Below are 19,719 nucleotides of genomic sequence, written 5' to 3' on the forward strand. Positions count from 1 at the left end.
ATGCCTTTATCCCGTCATACCGGGATCAAAAATCGGCCCACTGCACTGATTTCTCCGCTGCGGCGGATCCTGCTTTCGCCGATCATGCTCTAGTCATCGGACACCACTTTTTGAGAGCGTGTTGCTAGCGTACGAAGACCGGCGGCGCCGACCAGCACAAGGATGGAAAGCAATGTTAGCATCACCGCGATAGCCGGAATGATCGGCGTCAGATTCTGTTCGATGTCGTCGAACATCATTCGTGGCAGGGTTTTGTCGCGCACACCCGCCAGGAAGAAGGAGATGACAGGCTCGTCAAACGAGATAACGAAAGCAAAGAGCGCGCCAGAGAGAACATTTGGCCATATCAGGGGCAATGTGACCGCACGGAAAGCTGAAAACCGGTTGGCCCCGCAGCACATGGCGGCGTCCTCCAGGGCAGGGTCAACCTGCGACAGAGCAGCCACAATGGTAAAGACGCAGAATGGAAGCGCTATAATCGTGTGTGCGATGACATAACCTGTCGTCGTCTCTGTCAGCCCTATCGTCTGGAACAGAAGATAAAGAGCGATTGCCAGTGCTATATGGGGCACGACGATCGGGCCAATCAGCAGGGTCTGGAAGACAGTTGCCAGTGCACCCTTCCCGCGAACAATGGCATAGCTCGCGCATAAACCGATAACCGCACTCGCCAGCGCGGTGAAAAAAGCAATTTTGCCGCTGAAGGCCGTTGCGCTCATCCACTGGGAGGATTGGAAGAAGGCCAGGAACCACTGCCAGGTAAACCCCCTGGGTGGAAAGGTGATGTAATCCGTTTCGCTGAAGGCCATCGGAAGGATAATCAGGATCGGCACGACCAGAAAGCACAGCACCAGATAGACATACGCGTTCAGGAGCAGATTTCGCGTTTTCATACGCCACCTCCCATCGTTCGGTTGAACTTGAAAACACGGCTGAAGACCAGGGTGACCACGGTCACCAGCACGGTGAGGATGCCCACCAGCGCTGCTGCAAAGGGCCAATCCAGCGTTTCTCGAAGTTGCTGCGATATCAGAGTGGCGATCATCATCTCCTTGGGCGAACCAAGAAGCGAGGGAGTAATAAAGTAACCGAGGGCCGTCAGGAATGTCAGGATCATCCCGCCGATCACGCCGGGCAGCGTGAGAGGAAATATGACCTCGAAGAATGTGCGCACAGGCCCTGCACCGAGAATTGCGGCTGCACGACCGTAATCCCTGGGCACGTTGCGGATCGCCCCGTAGATGGGTAGCACCACGAACGGCAAAAGCACATGGGTCATAGCTATGAGAACAGCCGTTTGCGTATAGAGCAATTTGAGCGGTTGATCGATGAGGCCGGTCTGCATCAGCCCTTGATTGACCAGTCCATTGCGCTGCAACAGCACGGCCCAGGCAGCGGTACGCACGAGAACCGACGACCAGAATGGCAGGAGGATACACGCTGTAATCAAAATCAGCTTTGGCCCGCTGGAGTGAGCCATCAACCATGCCACCGGATAGGCCATCAGCAACGCAATGACGCTCACCAGCACCGCTGTCAGAACCGTACGACCCAAAACCGTCAGGTAGACGGGATTGGAAAAGACGCGCTGATAATTATGAAGTGAGAGCGTCGGTTCTGTCACCGACAAGGAGAGCAGATTCACCAGCGGATAGAAGAAGAACAGAAGCAAGAGTGAGAAGAATGGCAGCAGAAGGAGGAACATCCCTCCCCTGGAAATATTTCGCCCGTCCGGCTCGAAAAAAATTTTTAGCATAGCCTTACTCCGCCGGACGATAGAGTAGGCCGGCTTCCGGCGAGAAGCCCAGATACAATTTCTGTCCGCTGCGAATATCGGGAAGCACTGCGCTGGCCAGACGGGCACGCAATTCGGTTCCGTCCGCCATGGTTCCCAGAACAGCCGTATCGGGCCCGGCGTAGATCACGTCCCGGACAGTCATTTCCAGCCCCTGCCCGGCCGGCGCCAGTCGTTCAGGCCGAATGGCCATTAGTGCCTTGCCGGTAGACGCATTCATCACGTTGTGCGCCGGAACCGGAACCGTGGTCCCATCTACCGTGCGCGCGGTCTGGCCATCCCAGTCGACCGGAATCAGATTCATCTCGCCAATGAACCTGGCGGAGAACAGGTTTGCCGGTCGATTGTAAAGCTCACGGGCACCCGCGATCTGCTGAATATGGCCACCTTGCAGAATTGCCACCCTGTCCGCCATGGTAAGAGCCTCACCCTGGTCATGGGTCACGAATACAATTGTCATGCCGAGTTCGTTATGCAGACGCTTGATCTCGATCTGCATCTCCTCGCGCAGATTTTTGTCCAGTGCCGAGAGCGGCTCGTCCATCAGGAGAACCCGCGGCGAATAGACGATCGCGCGTGCCAGTGCGACGCGTTGTTGCTGTCCGCCAGATAATTGCTTTGGACTACGATCCGCGAAACCGGCAAGTCGCACGCGAGCGAGTGCTTCCAGCGCGATCTTGTGGCGCTGACTGCGTTCAATGCCCCGCGTCTTGAGCGGAAACGCAACATTGTCGAGCACGCTCATATTGGGAAACAGGGTGTAGTGCTGGAATACCATGCCAATATTGCGCTTATGGGGCGGAATACGGGTATAATCATTATTGCCGAAGAGAATGCGTCCATTGTCCGGGCGCTCAAACCCCGCCAGCATCATGAGGATTGTAGACTTTCCCGATCCGGATGGTCCAAGCAACGCCAGAAATTCTCCAGGCGCAATCTTCATATCCAGTCCATCGACCGCGGTGAAGCTGCCATATTTCTTGGTGACACCCTCAATGCTGATACCCAAACCTGAATCGCGGGAAGTCTTTAGGCTATCCATATTTTCCCCTGTCATTCTTCTTTGGGATTACGATAACCCATCATTCGCGTCTCTGTCTACATTGATATATCATATTTTCGATAGCGAATGGGTCTGGGAGGCATCGAACACTGGCTCGCGGGGGAGCAAGGGGGCTATATAAGCATCGCATTTTTGAATTCTGTGTGATTACGACATATTCGCTTCAAAATTGCAGAAAGCAGTCACAATCCGCTTGACATACCTGGACCAAGTTGATCTTTTTGATATATCATATTTCATAATGGGCGACAGATTCAGATCCGCCGTTTTCGGGAGTGTTGAAAATGAACACGCATTCAGTTCCAGTCACAACGACGGACGCACAATTGCGGGAGCGCGCCGAACGCGTCATACCCAACGGCATGTGGGGACATCAGCGGGCTTCAGCTCTTCCAGAGGGCTATCCGCAATATTTCGCCAGCGGCAAGGACGCTCGTGTCACGGATGTCGATGGTAACAGCTATATCGACTTCATGTGCGCCTGGGGGCCAATCATTCTGGGTCACCGCAATCCATTGGTGGATGCAGCTGCGTTATCGCAAATCAAAGTCGGTGACAGCTTGAACGGTCCGACTGCTCATGCCGTGGAACTGGCCGAACTTCTGGTCGCCACGATACCCCATGCCGACTGGGCCCTGTTCCAGAAGAACGGTACCGATGCGACCACAAACTGTGTCACCATTGCGCGCGGCACCACGAAACGCCGCAAGGTTCTGGTGGCCAGGGGTGCCTATCATGGCGCGGCTCCCTGGTGCACCCCCTCCCTCGTCGGCGTAACCGCCGAGGACCGCACACATCTCATTCATTATGTCTATAATGATGTCGAAAGCCTAACCGCAGCGGCGCGCGAAGCCGGAGACGATCTGGCGGCAATCCTCGTTTCGGCATTCAAACACGATCTCAACATCCCCCAGGAAACGCCGACGAAAGAATTCGCACAGGCGGCCAGGGCTCTTTGCGATGCAGCAGAAGCGGCGCTCATTCTCGATGATGTCCGCGGCGGGTTCCGTATCGATCTTGGAGGGAGCTGGCGCAACACAGGTGTCGAACCGGATATGGCCGCCTATTCAAAGGCCATCGCAAACGGCTATGCCCTGGCTGCAGTGACCGGAAGCAACCGCTTCCGCGAAGCCGCGGGACAGGCCTATATGACGGGGTCGTTCTGGTATGGTGGCGCATCTATGGCCGCAGCGGTTGCAACCATCAATGAACTACGACGCATCAATGGACCTGCGCTGATGAAACATGCGGGCGAACGCCTTCGCAACGGTCTTGACGCACAGGCCACCAGATACGGGTTCGAACTGCTTCAAACCGGCCCGGCTGTAATGCCTATGGTACAGTTCGCAGGCGATACCGATGCCCGGCTTGGCGCGCGCTTCTGCTACGAGGCCTTGAAACGCGGTGTCTATCTACACCACAAGCACAACATGTTCATCTCCTGTGCGCACACTGATGAAGTAATCGATGACGCGCTCTCCAGAACAGAGGACGCTTTCAAGGCTATTTCGGCCAAGTAGGGAACGGGGAAGCGATCAGTCGACCGACGATAGAGGCAACCCGTTGGTATCCGGTTGCCTCAAACCGGGTTGATCGCAGCAAAACCTCGTTGCAAGGCGTCAAGGACGTGACCCATCGGCGCAATGAAGACCGAATCCGATCAACCGACGGGTACTTCCCGCCGGCATTCGACATTTTGATTTAAGGAGGAACCTCAACAATGTCCGGCGATAAATTCAGGTTTCCCGAAATGGGACCTCATGCAATCAAGCCTTGGGCCGTGCGCAAAGGCTATGCAGACGAACATTTCCTGTCCGACTACCGTTACCAGTTCCCGCGCGAGGACCCGTCCCTGCCGGAAGTCTTCGTCTATACGGAAAAGATGTCCTATGATCCGGGCGAAACCGTAGAGTTTCACGGTTCCACCACCGCCCAGACCTGGTCGATCCAGATTTATCGCGATGGGCACAAACCGCAAATGATGGATGAAGCTTTCGAGCTTCCCGGCAGCTTCACCAAAACTTCCGAAACCGCATATATGGACGGTTGTGACTGGCCGGTTCTTTATCGCTGGAAAATTCCCGATGATGCCCGATCAGGTTTTTACCGCGTCGTATCAACATGCATGCGGCCCGATGGGGAGCGTTTCGTTCAACACCATTTCGTCGTGGTACGCCCCACCAGGCAAACCCGCTCCGGGCGTATTCTGCTGATGTTTGCCACCGGCACGTGGACCGCATATAACGACTGGGGTGGTGCCAACCACTATTTTGGAACCTGGGGGCCTGACAAGAACGAAGGCTCCCCCATTCTCAGCCTGCGGCGCCCCTGGTCCAAGGGAATGATCTGGCTACCTAAAGGCGCTGGCCGCGTGACAAACGCCACCTGGCAGGATATGGGCGATGCTACCCGTTACCCCTCCAAGGAATGGGGTTATACGATGGGCTTCTCGCAATATTATTCCTCGGCCGGGTATGCGCAATATGAACGGCACTTCGTAACATGGGCGGAAGCCGAAGGCTTCCAGATCGATTACATCACCCAGACAGATCTCCACTACAATCCATCAATCCTCGATGACTACAACTGTCTCGTCACGGTAGGCCATGACGAATACTGGTCATGGGACATGCGCAAAACCATCGAGGACTTCGTTTCGCGTGGCGGACATCTGGCTCGCTTCGGTGGAAATTTCCTGTGGCAGATCCGGCTCGAGAATGACGGCCAGACGCAGGTTTGCTGGAAGACAAAAGCGCCGACCCAGGACCCGATCATGCAGACCGAACAGAAGCACCTGTGCACCGCCAACTGGGCGAGCGGAGCGGTCAACTGGCCGGGTGCTTCGACGGTCGGTGTCAATGGTGAAAACGGTATGTATGGAAGCTGGGGCGGTTTCTCGCCGCGCGGCTCCCGCGGCTTGACTGTTTACCGGCCGGACCATTGGGCTTTCGAAGACACCCAGTTACGCTATGCGGATATTTTCGGTCATGAAGCTCAGATCTTCGGCTACGAAGTCGATGGGCTCAACTACTCCGTGCAGAACGGCTTGCCATATGCCGTCAGCGAACATGGCGTACCGGCCGACAAGATTGAAATTCTCGCGATGACGCCAGCGTCCATCTATGAGTATGAGATCGAAGGGGAAGGGCAGCGATACTACATTCGCGACAGCGACCTGCGTGGCATTTGCGAAATGGCAGCCGATGGCTATGAATCTGCCCGCAAACGGCTCTCCCATGGCGCGGGAATGCTGGTGTCGATGAAGCAGGGCAAAGGCGAAGTGGTGACGGCCGGCCTTTGTGAATGGGTCATGGGGCTGAAACGTCATTGCGACTTCACAACCACCATAACCCGAAATGTCCTTCACCGTTTCCAGCAATCAGGTCCAGCCGGGAACTAGAACATTTCGCACAACAGTGCCTGGCAGTTTTGCGTGGGATAATGCGAAAAGCAAATGGGGTATCTAAAATGCAGCCTAATTGCGATCCAGATCGTGTGGCCAGGCAATCCATCATCGACGCGATGCGGTCTTTTGAGGAGAAGGGATTCAATCATGGCAGCAGCGGCAACATAAGTGTACGCGAGGGCGAGCATATCTGGGTGACCCCAACGGGTGCGACCTCGAAAATGGACCCGCAAGAAATGAGCCTTGTCTCCCTTGAAGGCGAGCATCTGGCTGGCAAAATTCCCTCCAGCGAATGGCGTATCCATACGGAGATCATGCGGGTGCACCCTGAGGCAGGTGCCGTGGTCCATTCCCATGCAGATGCCTGCGTGGCGCTTTCCTGTTTACGCAAACCTCTTCCTCCATTCCATTACATGATAGCATCCTTTGGAGGAAGCGAAGTGCCCTGTGCGCAATATCGGGTGTTCGGATCGGACGCGCTGGCTTATGAAATAGTACGCGCAATGGGGCACCATCGCGCTTGTCTGATGGCAAGCCACGGCATGGTAGTTTGGGGACGGGATCTCCCGCATGCAAGGCTTCTTGCCGAAAAGCTCGAAACGCTTGCACGGCAATATATCCTGGCTTGCCAGATCGGCACACCGGCTCTGTTGAGCGATGGAGAGCTGGCAGAAGTCCGGGAGCGCTACGGTTTCTATGGCAGTAAACCCATGCCCCGCTGAACCCGCTCCGGCACACGGCAATATCATTACCCAGACGACCAGCCATAACGATAGCCGGCTGTCATCGGCAAAGATGCGGCAACCGGGAGGAACCAATGGACAGATCAGGCAGGATAGGGATCATTGCCGACGATATGACGGGCGCCCTCATGGTTGCGGCTTATTATGAAACGGCGGGCATTCGCGCCATGGTGGTCACTGAAATTGATGCGATCAAGGACTGTGGCGGCGAAACAATCATTATATGGGCCGGACGAACACGGCTGATCGATCCCGTTGAAGCGTGTCGGCAAGCCGACCACGCTGCCGCCGCTTTCGATGCTATCGGATGTGACCAGGTTGTCTACAAGGTCTGTGCCAGTTTCGATTCGACCGAACAGGGGAATATCGGACCGGTCGCCGACATATTGTACAAGCGCTACAAGCCGGATAGCCTCCTGTTTTGCCCCGGTTTTCCGAAGTTCAACGCGACCGTCCACCAGGGTTATCTCTTCTATCGCAGTCGTCTGGTTTCGGAATCGGTCAAGCGCTACGATCCCGCGACCCCGATGAGTGATCCCGATATGGTGCGGTTTATCGGAAAGCAGACGCACCAACCTATCGGTTTGTTGCCCCATTCAGTTCTGCTACAGGGAATAGAAGCAGCTCAGACGCATCTTGATGCCCTGGCAAAACAGGGAACCCGCTACTGCGTCGTGGACGCAAGTGACAATGGAGATGTGGAAATTGCCGCACGATTGGCGGCGCGCCAGCCCACATTTGTCAGCTCGGACGCCACCCTTATCCAGCTCGGGCTTGATCGTTTTGCACCCAATCCCCCCATCGTGGTCGACCCGCCTGCCCCGACCGGGGGCACGGCGGCTGTACTCGTTGGAACGGTTGGTCCCATCGCAGACGCACAGATAGCGGATTTTGCCCGCCATTCTCCTGTGCTGACACTCGATCTCCTGACAGACGGGAGCGTAGAGGATATGGTTGACCGGGCGATGACGTGGGCCAATCCGTATCACGGTCACCAGCCTTATCTGATCTCGACGGCAGTGAGCGACGCGCGGGTGAAGGAAATCCAGTCCGAACTTGGCAAGCGCGGCTCCAGCGAAAAGGCTGAGTTGCTGATGTCAGAACTCGCCGTCGCCATTGTTGCGCGGGGAGTCGATCGTCTCATTGTCGTTGGAGGCGAGACATCAGGTGGCGTCATCGCGCGCCTTGGTTTGAGACGATTGCGCGCTCATCCGGATAACGGTATCGGCACCGGCTTTTGTTATAGTGAAGGCAGCGAGGGCATCGCTTTCTTCTTCAAATCCGGCAAGGTGGGAACAGAGACCGTAATTCGGGATGCGCTCCGCCTAATGTGAATGTCCCGGGTCGACCGCGCCATAATGCTGGAGGAACAGGTACCAGGCTTCGCTCGCTGTTCACCAGAATTGCGGCGGCGCTCGCAAGTAGTATTGGAAAATACGCTGAGCGCCAGCGACCATCCCCTAAGCCAGGGAACTAATGAATAACATCGAGGATGGTTTCTTGCCGAATGGTGGGATCGTCACACCATTTCGACTTTTGACATTTCAATGCGATGCAAGGAGTTCACAGAACAATCCCGTGCGGCCAAAGACTACGGCATAGGCGTGCGCGGAAATTCTTCAACAACCTCGCAACGGGCGCACATGCCGGCTGATTTCCTGCATAATCATCGCGATTTCCCATCGTACCTGCGTATCGTCGCCGACGAAATGGAGGGCAGCCGGCACTAATCGAAAAAGATACTGGATCATACACTGTCTGTATGACCTGCAGCGGCGATGGGTTTGGAATGAAACCACGGTGAGTTTCCTGTGCGTCAGTCTGGCGCGATCAAGTCTCTGCATCGCCCGGTATGATGGCGATGCAGTTGGCCTGCTGCCGTCGATGGCGACCTGCTCTAGCATGCCTTGACTGGTCAAAGCCTTACGCAGAAAGCGTTCCACAGCTTGCAGATTCGCTCCCACTACCGAAACAGATGACCTTTGGACATCCAATGTCAATCTGTTCCCAGAAGGCCGGATTTCTACAATCGATATCATTGGCAAATAGTTTGCAACAAAACCCCCGCTCCCAATGTTTCCAAGTATCGGGTGCAGTTGATCATTGATCCTCGCAGCATCGCGCTTTTTCATTGAAATTTCAACGAGAATGGAGAAATGATGAAGATTACGAGCGGATTGCACCAGGACTGACGCCCGCCAGTAGCCGGATATTCTAATGCTGACAGCATGACCGGGAGTGTTTGCCTGTCAAGTAAACAAGAGACACAATTCCATTGCTTTCAAAATGCAATGACGATGATTTTAACAAAAGGGTGGGGAGCGTGGGGCTATGTTTACCGTAATGAGGCGGAATGAGAAAAAGAGTGATACTTATGACTGCGGTGATCCTGGCGGTTCTTGCCAGCATCCTGCCGCTAATTGTGCTATCAGAAGTCGATAAAAGTAGAACCCTTGAACGTCGAAAGGCAAGTGCTGCCGACTATGCCCGTATGACAGCGCTGCGTGTTCAACAAACACTAGACGATGCCAAGCGGGCACTCGCCCGCGCCCGGTCAATAGCAAGGACGGACTGTTCCCGGGAACATATGCAGGCGATGGAGCGGGTTGCTGCGGAATCACGTGGTATCGCAGGTGTCGCTTATATTCGAAACGGCAAGATCATCTGCACGCGCCTTGGCGTGCTGACGCCACCTACCCCAGTTTATGACGCCGGGGTCGATCTTGGACTGGGATACAAGCTCGATCACAACCGTCGTCCCCGGCTCTTTCAGGCCGATCCTTTGATAGGAATACGTTACGGTGACTACGGCGTACTCGTTGAAAAGGGGCGGTTTACAGACCTGATTGGACTGAACAATGTAATATTCGGCATGGCGACCGATCAAGGGACAATTCTGGAACTCTCGGCACCCACCGAAACTGGCACCATTCAGATACTCCTGAAAGGAAAAGATTCTGGACATAGTGACCGGTATGTTTTGAACTCGTACCCGGTTTCGGGATTGATTGCCTTTGCCCTGATTGATGGCAAGGGAGCCTCGGCAAATCTTACAACTGACAGGCGCTACATCCTCACCATCAGTCTTGCTATTTCACTTGCCCTGATAGGTATCATCATCTGGATATCCAGATTACAGCTCTCACCTGCGAAAACCCTGGAGAAGGCACTTCGGAAACGAGAACTCACGGTTCACTACCAACCGATCATCGAACTCGCGACGGGGCGGTGTGTGGGTGCAGAAGCTCTAACGCGTTGGCGAAAGGGTAATGGCAAGACAGTTCCGCCCGACCAATTCATTCCACTGGCTGAAGCAAATGGATTGATCCCGTTGATCACGGATCTGGTAGTTAGTTCAGTCATCGCAGACATGGCCACCTTGCTTCGTCATGACAAGGGGCTGCATATCTCGATCAACATCCCGGCCAGCGATATTGAGAAGCAAGGTTTTTTACCAGAACTTCATGCTGCCGTTGAAAAAGCCGGGATTGATCCGTCGCAGATATGGTTGGAAGTAACAGAGCGTGGCTTTATGAATGCTCCGATTGCCCGGCAGACCATTGAAGCTGCCCGTTCTGCTGGTTTCCGGGTCGCTATCGATGATTTCGGCACCGGATACTCCAGCTTGTCGTTGCTGGAGGGACTGCCGCTTGATGCGCTCAAAATTGACAAATCGTTTGTTGATGTTATCGACCGCGGTGTTGCCACGAGCGTCGTCACTCCACATATAATAAGTATGGCGCATGGATTGACACTCGCCGTGATCGCTGAAGGCGTGGAGACCGCTGACCAGCAGGCCTACCTCAAGGAAGCCGGCGTCCAGTTTGGGCAGGGCTGGTTTTATTCCAAGGCTCTGCCTCCTGAGCAATTCCATACCTTCTACTCGAGACGACGCGCTGTGTCGCAAAGTTCCGAACGGGATTGATGGGCGTTTGGATGTCGGCGCAGTTACACTGGCAGCTTCGCAACGATGATGAATTCATCCAGGGGTTAAGCCAGTCCTCAATTTTGCTCCGCCGAGCGCCAGTACAGAAAACCAAAGTAATTCCGAGTGTCTGGAATTTGAATTCAAGATCGCCATTCAGAAAAACGTGTATTATGGCCTACTCCGAACCGGGTTAAATGAGGCTCTTTAAGTTTATGCATTAATTATAATATTTCAGATTGTCGGTATTTGCGCCGCACGCGATCCAACCGCAACAAATACAACCGTATACGTTTCAGAACCGACTTGTCCAAGAATTAATGGACTATCGACAGGCAATGACGTCGTCTTAGTCAGGCGATTTCCGGACCATTAAGCCCCTCAGGAGAAATCGATAATACGTCTGCGCCGCATTGCATAGTCAACAATTTCGCGTGCACGTGATAGTCGTTCAAGCGCCCTGTCCCCATACGAAATTTTCAACCGCTAGAATCCCATTTCCACCAGCGGACGACCTGGTTGCAGCTACGAGGGACGTTCATGGCAGATTTCTGTAGTAGTGGAACAATATTCTAACCTCGTTCCCTGCAATGGAATTCTGTTCGTCGTAAAAAGGGTTCTCATTCCTGTAAGTTCGCGTCAGCTTACTCGAAGGAATTCCCACATGATCCCCAGCGTCAAAAATCTCACCAGGACCCTCATTGCCGGCTCTCTCATTGCCATTGCTACGTCGGGGGCAGCCCATGCAGACGCAACTCTGGATCGTATCAAAGCCAAAGGGAAACTGACGGTCGGCGTCATCCTCTCAGGCGCGCCATTTGGCTATATTGACCCCAAGACGCAGGAACAGAAGGGCCTTAACATCGACATCGCCAATGAACTGGCAAAGGGCCTTGGCGTGGAACTCGCGACACAGACCGTTACACCGCCGAACCGCGTACAGTTCCTTCAACAGGGCAAGGTCGATATTCTGATTGCCAACATGCAGTATACTGAAGAACGCGCCAAGTCGCTCGGCTATGTGAAAACGCCTTATGACCGTATGGGCGGCGCGGCGATTGGCCGAAAAGAAAGCGGCATCAAAGACTGGAAAGATCTCAAGGGCAAGATCGCCTGCGTTTCGCAGGGCTCGAATTATACTCAGCCCCTGATTGAAGAATATGGCGCAAACGTCAAGGCGCTGCCCAGTCAGCCTGAATCGTTGCTGGCGCTCAAGGGAGGCAATTGCGACGTTTCGGTTCACGTCAGCGGCACGCTGGGCCTGATGCTCCAGGACCGCGCTGACGAATGGAAAGATTACGGCATTCTGATCCCGACCGATCTGATCCCCTCCGATTCCGTCATCTGGCTGAAAAAGGACGAGAACGAAACTGAAGCCGCTCTCGATAAAATCGTCCGCGATTTGCACGCATCGGGCAAGATGATCGAGATTGCCAGAGCCAACCGTCTGCCGAACCTGGGTTATCTCGAAGAAGAGCACAACAGGCTCAAGGCCCAGTAAGTCTCAAAGCTCTATCCTGTCAGAATATTTGCGGGCGCTCATCTGCCCGCAATTTCAAAGCGTTTTCGAAACGCAAGCGGATCGTTTCAATGAAAGAAGCCCTGATTTCGCGCTTCATTGAGCTCACCAGCGCAATCGGCCTCAACTATGAATTTCTCAATAGTGGCTATGAGCTTGAAATGTGGCTCAATGGCATGATCACGACACTTAAGCTGGTCGTGATCACCGTCCCTCTGAGCCTGGTTTTCGGCGTTTTGTTTGCGGGGGCACTGACATCGGGCAAACGCTGGCTGGCTGTCCCAGTGCGCGGCTATGTCGAACTCACCCGCAATACGCCAACACTGGTGCAGCTGATGTGTGGATTTCTCGTGTTGAACATGCTGATTTCCAATGCCATCGGCGGCGCACAGAACAACCCGCTCACGCCGTTCTTCTGGCTGGTCGCGATCACCGGGTTGCATATTGCAGCACTTCACGCCGAGGCCCTGCGCGGCGGCATCGAAGCTGTTCCCGATACGACGATCGAAGCTGCACGTGCTATTGGTTTCAATTCATTTCAAGTGCTTGCTTATGTCGAACTGCCGCTGGCAATCCGCACCGCACTCCCTGCCGTGGTCAATAATCTCGTTAATCTGGTGAAGCTCACCACCGTTGGCTCGGCCATTGCCGTGGGCGAGATTACCTATGCTTCGATTCTGATCTGGACACAGCGCGATAATGTTGTCGAGCTGATGCTGGTCATTCTTCTGTTCTTCAGCATTATCAACCTCGTGGTGGCACGCATTGGCTACTGGTTCGAGAAGCGCCTTTCAATTCCGGGATATGGCCAATGAATATCGCTATCGAACAAAAGCCGGCTATCTGTCCATCGCCTACAACCCTCACATTCACGACTATCATTCTGGCCACTGCGCTCTGGTTCTATCTTGATCCGTCGCTTGGCACGATTTGGCTCGAATGGCTGCCCTATCTTGGCAGAGGCTTCGCCATGAATGTGCTGATCAGCGTTTTTGCGATCACGCTTGGCACCTTTGCTGGCGTGTTGCTCGGAACCATGGAACTGGCACCCTACAGGATCATTCGCGTACCGGCTGTGACTTATGTGCAGATTTTCCGCAATGCACCGCATCTCGTGCTGATCTTTGCTGCGACCTATATTTTCCCATTCGAGTTGGTGATCTTCGGCAATTACGTTGCCTTTCCGGACTGGATCAAAGCGGTCGTCGGCCTTGCGATTCCGGCAAGCGCACATATCGCGGAAATCACCCGCGGTTCCATTCAGTCGATCCCGACCGCCCAGTGGGAGGCAGCACAGGGCCTCGGCTTTTCGCGCTTGCAATCGCTGCGCTGGATCATCCTGCCGCAATGCGTCAAGCGTTCGCTGCCACCCTGGATGAACCTCTATACGTCAATTACCATGGGTACGGCATTGGCCTCGCTTGTAGGCGTGCATGAGTTGCTACATTCGGCGACCGATGCAAGTACTGCCGTCCAGCGCAATGACTTCACCGTCATCATCTATCTCACCGTGCTGATGGCCTTCTTTCTCTTCTGCTATCCCGTTTCGCGCTTCACACAGCGGCTCGAAAAGCGGCTCTCCACCCGCTGACAAGGATCTGAAATCCACATGAGCGACACCAACAAAACTACACTGGTCGAACTGGAAAACGTTCATCTGTCTTTCGGACAGAATGAAGTGCTTAAAGGCATCGATCTCAAGATCAACAAAGGCGATGCAGTCTCGATCATCGGTCCATCCGGATCAGGTAAATCAACAATCCTGCGCTGCATCAACGGCCTTCTGATCCCGCAATCAGGTAAGATCACCGTGGGTTCGACCCGCGTTGACGAGCTGAAAAACGAAGCCGAGCGCATCACGCTGCGCAAACGTATCGGCATTGTGTTTCAGCAGTTCAACCTGTTTCCGCATCTGACCGCTCTCGAAAACATCACCATTGCGCCGGTCAAAATCCTGCGCACGTCAAAGGCCGAAGCCGAACGTCATGGAAAAGCGCTTTTGGAAAAGGTTCGTCTGGGACATAAGACCGATGCCTATCCTGGTGAACTTTCGGGCGGTCAGCAGCAGCGCGTCGCCATTGCCCGCGCGCTCGCCATGCGTCCGGAACTGGTTTTGTTCGATGAAGTCACCTCCGCGCTTGATCCGGAAACCGTCGGCGAAGTGCTGTCGGTCATTCGGGACCTCGTCAATGAAGGTATGACCAGCATTCTCGTAACCCACGAAATGCGCTTTGCCGAAGAAATCAGCGATACCATCGTGTTCACTGAAAACGGTCGCATCATCGAGCAAGGCACACCGGAACAGCTTTTCTACAGGTCCACGAACCCGCGCATTGGTGCCTTCGTCAACGGCCTTGGTGGCAATGCCAGCCGCGCCAATGAAGGCGGCGAAGGGATCTGACATGATCGATCATGTAACAGACACTTTGAGCTGCGCTATCGTTCGTTCCAAGCCATCGCAAGAGGCAGTCGCTATCGCCCGAACGGCAATCGTTGATTTTCTCGCCTGCGCACTTGGTGGTGCGAATGATCGCAGTACGCGTCTCGTCACGAAAGCTCTCAGTGCCAGCGGGAGTGTCGCACTGATTGGTCAAAGCGGGACCGTCGATCCTTTCACGGCAGCACTGATCAATGGTCATGCAGCACATGTGCTTGACTATGACGATGTGCATGGAAGCGTGCGCGGACACCCGACAATTGCTATCATCCCGGCCCTTCTGTCAGTTGCCGCTGAAGGTAAGGTCAGAGCGGATGCTCTCATCTCGGCTTATATTGTCGGGCTTGAAACCATGGCGCGGCTCGGTCTCGCTATGGGCACCAAACATTATGAAGCCGGCTTTCATGCAACCGCAACACTCGGCACTATAGGGGCTGCAGCAGCAATCGCGCATCTCCTGGAATTCGATGTATCAACCACTGCGATTGCGCTTGGCCTTGCCGCCACGCAATCGGCAGGTCTTCGCTTGCAGTTCGGCTTTGACGCGAAACCACTTCATGCGGGATTGGCCGCGCGCGCAGGTCTCACGGCTGCCCGACTGGCAGAAGCCGGTTTCCTTGGAGCGCCCGATTTCATCGATAATGCAAACGGCTTTTTCAAAGCCTTTGCCTTTGGCGCTGAAGACGTATCGCGCGTTATGCAAGGCTGGGGCAAACCGTGGCAAATCATCGTGCCCGGCTTGACACTCAAGGCGTTCCCTTGTTGCACAGCCGCCCATCCGGTTGGCGTTGGCGCTCTGTTACTGCGCAATGAGAATGATTTGCAACCTCATCAGATCGCAGCGGTTTCCATCACTTTCCCGCCTGGCGGTGATGCCGCGCTGGTAACGACCAGGCCCGTAACGGGCATCGATGCACGATTCAGCCCCGAGTATATTTTTGCAGCTGCATTGCGCGACGGAAAGCTGGCGATTGCTCATTTTGATGAGCGTCCGGTCGATGTTGATCTGGCGCAACTCGCAGCGAAGGTGACGCGACGCCATGACGAAAATGCCCCGCGGCTTTCACCCGATCCGAAAACTCGCTTCATTATCATCGATGTAACGCTCAAGGACGGATCGACGCTTTCGCAACGCGTCGATGGTCTGCCGGGCATCAGCGATCCGACCGACAAGTTCAAAGACGCAACGAAGAACAATCAGCGCTTTGCAGGCATACCGAACCACGTGCAATCCATGACCACGGCGGACGACTTGCAGGCACTCATCTCGTGGCTCAACCAATCCCCGGAGTAAAGAACATGACCAAGAAACAGATGCATCTCGGCCTCTTCCTGCAAGGCGCAGGCCACCATGTTTCAGGCTGGCGACACCCGGACGCGGAAGCGGGCAGCGAAAATTTCGATCTGCTGCGTCGCGTGGTAAAACAGGCTGAAGACGCAAAATTCGACATGGTGTTTCTGGCCGACGGTCTGACCAGTGGCATAGATGCTCATCCATCGATGGTTGCGCGTTTTGAACCGCTGACCTTGCTAGCCTCACTTGCCATGGTCACAGACAAGATCGGTTTAGCCGCCACTGCTTCAACCACCTATGGAGAACCCTATCATACAGCACGCGCATTCGCGTCTATCGACCATCTAAGCCATGGTCGCGCCGCCTGGAACGTAGTCACCACCTCCTATGCTCGCACCGCCAAAAATTTCTCCAAAAGCCATCCTGAACATGATGAGCGTTATGCGGTTGCCGAGGAATTCGTGGATGTCGTGCGTGGTCTTTGGGATAGCTGGGATGACGACGCGTTTCCAAAAGACAAGGAAAACGGCATCTATGCCGATCCTAACAAGGTCCATGTGCTCAACCATGCGGGCAAGTATTATTCGGTTCAGGGTCCGCTCAACATTCCACGTTCGCCGCAGGGTCATCCGGTTCTCATTCAGGCAGGCTCGTCCGGCCCGGGTCAGGAACTCGCAGCGCGTATCGCGGATATTGTGTTTACTGCCCAGCAAAGCCTTGCCGAAGCACAATCCTTCTATGCAAGCCTGAAAGGACGTGTGGTCAAGGCCGGTCGCAATCCGGACAGCGTCGCAGTGATGCCGGGATTCATGCCGATTACCGGTGACAGTTTTGAAGATGCCGCGGAGAAACTCAAGGAACTCAACCGCTGGACAGACATCAAGAGCGCCATGCCACTTCTTGAGGAGCGTATCGGCCATAGCCTTGCCGCTTACGATCTTGACGGTCCGCTCCCCGATCTGCCTGTTTCCGATCAGCTTCGCAGCCGCGCAGAACTTCTGCGTGATCTGGCGCATCGCGAAAATCTCACAATCCGTGATCTGGCGCTTCGCGTCGCTGCTGGCCGTGGACACCACATTGTTCTTGGCACAGCTGAGCAGATTGCCAACCGGATGCAGGAATGGTTTGAGGGCAAAGCTGCTGATGGTTTCAACGTGATGCCATCTTATTTCCCTGGTGGTCTTGAAGACTTCACCAGACAAGTGGTGCCGATTCTTCAGGAGCGTGGATTGTTCCGCACCGAGTATACGGGCTCGACATTGCGTGATCATCTCAATATTGCTCGGCCCGAAATAAAGCATACTTAAAGACGTTAGCCCCATTGCCATTCTCCCACAATACGGTGGGGCTACACCATTCATATCCCCCAGACAAAAGGCCGGAAGCGCTTACAAGGCTTCCGGTTGGCATGATTGATGGCATTTTCCAACAGACTGAATTCTGCGGAGCTCGATTTAATCCCCGGCACAGCCACGGCGGATGAATTGAAAGCCGCGATGCGACAGCTTGCTGCTGGCATCAGCGTACTGACAGCAGGTACCGGCGACGCCAGAACAGGCGCAACCGTGACATCTGCGACCGTACTTTCAGTCGAGCCACCGACAATCATTGTCAATATCAATCTGACGGCATCAGTCTGGCCAACAATCAATGCCGAATGCCGCTTTTGCCTCAACATTCTTTCAAGCGAACAGCAGGTCGTAGCCGACCGTTTCGCAGGGCGAAATGGCGAGAGGGGTGCAACACGCTATGAAGGCGCCGATTGGTATACACTGGGAAGCGGCATAGCATTGGAAGGTGCGCTTGCGTCCATCGATTGCCAAGTTGAAGAGATCATCCCGCGTCACACCCACGCCATCGTCATCGCTCGTGCAATCAAAATCGTCACTACGGGCGGGACACCCCTCATATATTACAACCAGAACTACGTCACCATCGACGATTCCGGAAAAACTTCTAGTTAGTCAATGATTGCCAGTTCATACATACCCATGCTTTCCCGCGTGGCTTTCATCGCCAAGGCGTGCCATTTCCCTACCTGCGATAATGGAATGGGTCCGTATCGTTCTGTGGCGCGACACTGGCTTGCCCCGGGACCCGGAAAGAGCACCGAGTGTGCAATGTATGAAGCGTTCTGAACCGCCCTCGGGCTCATGACAGAGTGTCAAGGCTTTACTTTCTTGCATTTACCAGATGCCAGGAAGCAGTCTCCAGCGTACCCGACGGGAATACTCGTCATATCCCGGCAGCTCAAGCATCAAAAGCTGATCTTCCCACAATGTGCGCAAGACAAGTACTGACCCAGCCAGCGCAGCGGGAATAAGTGCCCACAACGAACCTAGTGCGAGAGCCATACCAAAGAACAACATTAGAGCTGCAACGTAGCCGGGATGACGCACCAACTGGTAGGGACCAGCATCGATTACGCACTGATGTCGTTCGGACTGGATTCGAACGCCGGGCTCGAAGAATGGATTAACCGACTGCGCCCACGCGGTTATCCCGATCCCCGCCAGCAATGCGATATAGCCCGCTATCGTCATCCAGAACGGGATGGCCGACCAGTGGAACCGTCCGGCATCGAACGCCGCAACCGGCATGACCACGACCATCGCCGGCAAAATGACAGCGAGCAACGCCTTGTCCCAGCTTTTCGTGCCCGGCTGGAACCGGCTTCGGGCCCGGTAAATTACAGGATTGACCCGGGCGAGTACGAGGGCAGATGTGCCGAAACCAAAAACCAGAACTGCAAGGAAAATCCACCCCGGCGGCCAAGCGATTGTCCCGGCAGGGAGGAAGATCAATCCAATCAACGAAAGCGGCAAGCCGATCGCATAGGCAACTGCTTTGCGGGGCGACATCGCGTTCGGCTCAAGTGGACCTTCGGTCTGTTCCATTTTTTTCTCCTTCGCGAGAATTGCCTCCAGAGCACGCCCCGAAAGCTGACCGGTCGTTTATTAGGATCCCGGCTTTTTTGAGTGTCAATAACAAAGCGCCGTACCTATTGCGTGGAGCATTGCCACATAGAACTCGGCAATTTCGCCGAGACGATCTCGCGCAGCGCCCGATGCAACGAACCCACGGTGTCTTGTCTGAATTGGCAAACGGGTCAAATGCACGAACTACCCGGCAAGCATGCTCATTCAGAATCTGTGTACGAAACCCGCATGCCTCTGCGTTGAACAGAGCGCAGAAACATGGTCGAGGAGATTAACATCCCTGGCTTTACCGGGCCGGACCAGCGTCTGTTAAATACGTTCAGCATGTCCCGAACAGGCAGGAACAAGGCAGAATTCCAGGTACGAAAATGATCGAGGACGAACCTGTAGCGGCTGGGCATCATACCTGAACGCCAGGAACGCGCCGGCAATGTTTTTCACGCCTTAAAGTTTAGCTGTCTTGAACCCTTGTGACAGAAAATCTCGATTTGCGGATTCGTTGAGCGTGATAGGCTGCGTCTCATCAAGATTAAAAAAGTCTGACACGACAAGCGCTCAGCCTTCCCGCACGGGTGGGTCTCCAGGCGATGTCTCATTC

The 19,719-nt window shown here is 54.6% G+C and carries 17 protein-coding genes; 12 read left to right on the forward strand and 5 right to left on the reverse strand.

From position 1 onward, the window contains the following. Positions 1-89: 89 nt before the first annotated feature. The 3 genes from AAE521_RS13080 to AAE521_RS13090 are packed head-to-tail and all read right to left on the reverse strand — an operon-like array spanning position 90 to position 2,837. Positions 90-893 (reverse strand): ABC transporter permease, encoded by an 804-nt coding sequence (locus tag AAE521_RS13080; RefSeq protein ID WP_342061519.1) that lies wholly within the window; start codon positions 891-893, stop codon positions 90-92. Continuing rightward, positions 890-1,756, reverse strand: a complete 867-nt coding sequence (locus AAE521_RS13085; RefSeq protein ID WP_342061520.1) for an ABC transporter permease — start codon at positions 1,754-1,756, stop codon at positions 890-892. Before AAE521_RS13085 ends, AAE521_RS13080 begins: the two co-directional genes overlap by 4 nt. A 4-nt stretch (positions 1,757-1,760) precedes the next feature. Continuing rightward, positions 1,761-2,837 carry an ABC transporter ATP-binding protein gene (locus tag AAE521_RS13090; RefSeq protein WP_071632952.1) on the reverse strand — a complete coding sequence of 359 codons (1,077 nt, stop codon included), beginning with the start codon at positions 2,835-2,837 and terminating at the stop codon, positions 1,761-1,763. Between the two features lie 305 nt (positions 2,838-3,142). On the opposite strand from AAE521_RS13090, the gene AAE521_RS13095 reads away from it, so the two are divergent. The 4 genes from AAE521_RS13095 (at position 3,143) to AAE521_RS13110 (ending at position 8,341) form a co-directional block, all read left to right on the forward strand. After that, on the forward strand, positions 3,143-4,378 hold the full coding sequence (locus tag AAE521_RS13095) for an aminotransferase class III-fold pyridoxal phosphate-dependent enzyme (protein ID WP_342061521.1): 1,236 nt from the start codon (positions 3,143-3,145) through the stop codon (positions 4,376-4,378). 200 nt (positions 4,379-4,578) lie between these two features. Continuing rightward, positions 4,579-6,258, forward strand: coding sequence for a N,N-dimethylformamidase beta subunit family domain-containing protein (locus AAE521_RS13100; RefSeq protein ID WP_342061522.1), 1,680 nt, complete (start codon positions 4,579-4,581; stop codon positions 6,256-6,258). A gap of 68 nt (positions 6,259-6,326) precedes the next feature. Continuing rightward, positions 6,327-6,986: a class II aldolase/adducin family protein gene (locus AAE521_RS13105; protein WP_071632955.1), complete on the forward strand. Its 660-nt coding sequence runs from the start codon at positions 6,327-6,329 to the stop codon at positions 6,984-6,986. A gap of 95 nt (positions 6,987-7,081) precedes the next feature. Further along, entirely contained in the window at positions 7,082-8,341 is a 1,260-nt protein-coding gene (locus AAE521_RS13110) for a four-carbon acid sugar kinase family protein (protein WP_342061523.1), read from the forward strand. A gap of 285 nt (positions 8,342-8,626) precedes the next feature. Here AAE521_RS13110 and AAE521_RS13115 read toward each other — a convergent pair whose 3' ends face one another. Beyond that, the gene (locus tag AAE521_RS13115; RefSeq protein WP_342061524.1) at positions 8,627-9,139 is read right to left on the reverse strand and encodes a hypothetical protein; all 513 of its coding nucleotides are present in this window, start codon (positions 9,137-9,139) and stop codon (positions 8,627-8,629) included. 242 nt (positions 9,140-9,381) lie between these two features. Here AAE521_RS13115 and AAE521_RS13120 point away from each other — a divergent pair, with 242 nt between their 5' ends. From AAE521_RS13120 to AAE521_RS13155, 8 genes are all read left to right on the forward strand, one after another. Beyond that, positions 9,382-10,932, forward strand: coding sequence for an EAL domain-containing protein (locus AAE521_RS13120; RefSeq protein WP_342061525.1), 1,551 nt, complete (start codon positions 9,382-9,384; stop codon positions 10,930-10,932). 664 nt (positions 10,933-11,596) lie between these two features. Next, positions 11,597-12,433 (forward strand): transporter substrate-binding domain-containing protein, encoded by an 837-nt coding sequence (locus tag AAE521_RS13125; RefSeq protein WP_342061526.1) that lies wholly within the window; start codon positions 11,597-11,599, stop codon positions 12,431-12,433. Between the two features lie 89 nt (positions 12,434-12,522). Then, positions 12,523-13,266 (forward strand): amino acid ABC transporter permease, encoded by a 744-nt coding sequence (locus tag AAE521_RS13130; protein WP_071632961.1) that lies wholly within the window; start codon positions 12,523-12,525, stop codon positions 13,264-13,266. Further along, positions 13,263-14,042, forward strand: coding sequence for an amino acid ABC transporter permease (locus AAE521_RS13135; protein WP_143132810.1), 780 nt, complete (start codon positions 13,263-13,265; stop codon positions 14,040-14,042). Before AAE521_RS13130 ends, AAE521_RS13135 begins: the two co-directional genes overlap by 4 nt. Positions 14,043-14,060: 18 nt before the next feature. Then, complete coding sequence (locus AAE521_RS13140; protein ID WP_342061527.1) at positions 14,061-14,852, forward strand: amino acid ABC transporter ATP-binding protein; 792 nt, start codon at positions 14,061-14,063, stop codon at positions 14,850-14,852. 1 nt (position 14,853) lies between these two features. After that, positions 14,854-16,182, forward strand: coding sequence for an MmgE/PrpD family protein (locus AAE521_RS13145; RefSeq protein WP_342061528.1), 1,329 nt, complete (start codon positions 14,854-14,856; stop codon positions 16,180-16,182). Positions 16,183-16,187: 5 nt separating this feature from the next. Beyond that, positions 16,188-17,489, forward strand: a complete 1,302-nt coding sequence (locus AAE521_RS13150; RefSeq protein ID WP_342061529.1) for an LLM class flavin-dependent oxidoreductase — start codon at positions 16,188-16,190, stop codon at positions 17,487-17,489. A gap of 108 nt (positions 17,490-17,597) precedes the next feature. Beyond that, positions 17,598-18,146, forward strand: a complete 549-nt coding sequence (locus AAE521_RS13155) for a flavin reductase family protein (RefSeq protein WP_342061530.1) — start codon at positions 17,598-17,600, stop codon at positions 18,144-18,146. A 222-nt stretch (positions 18,147-18,368) separates the two neighbouring features. On the opposite strand, the gene AAE521_RS13160 is transcribed toward AAE521_RS13155, so the two are convergent. Next, complete coding sequence (locus AAE521_RS13160) at positions 18,369-19,079, reverse strand: methyltransferase family protein (RefSeq protein ID WP_342061531.1); 711 nt, start codon at positions 19,077-19,079, stop codon at positions 18,369-18,371. Between the last annotated feature and the right edge of the window lie 640 nt (positions 19,080-19,719).

It is taken from the genome of Brucella cytisi, from assembly GCF_038433355.1.
GTDB lineage: Bacteria > Pseudomonadota > Alphaproteobacteria > Rhizobiales > Rhizobiaceae > Brucella > Brucella cytisi.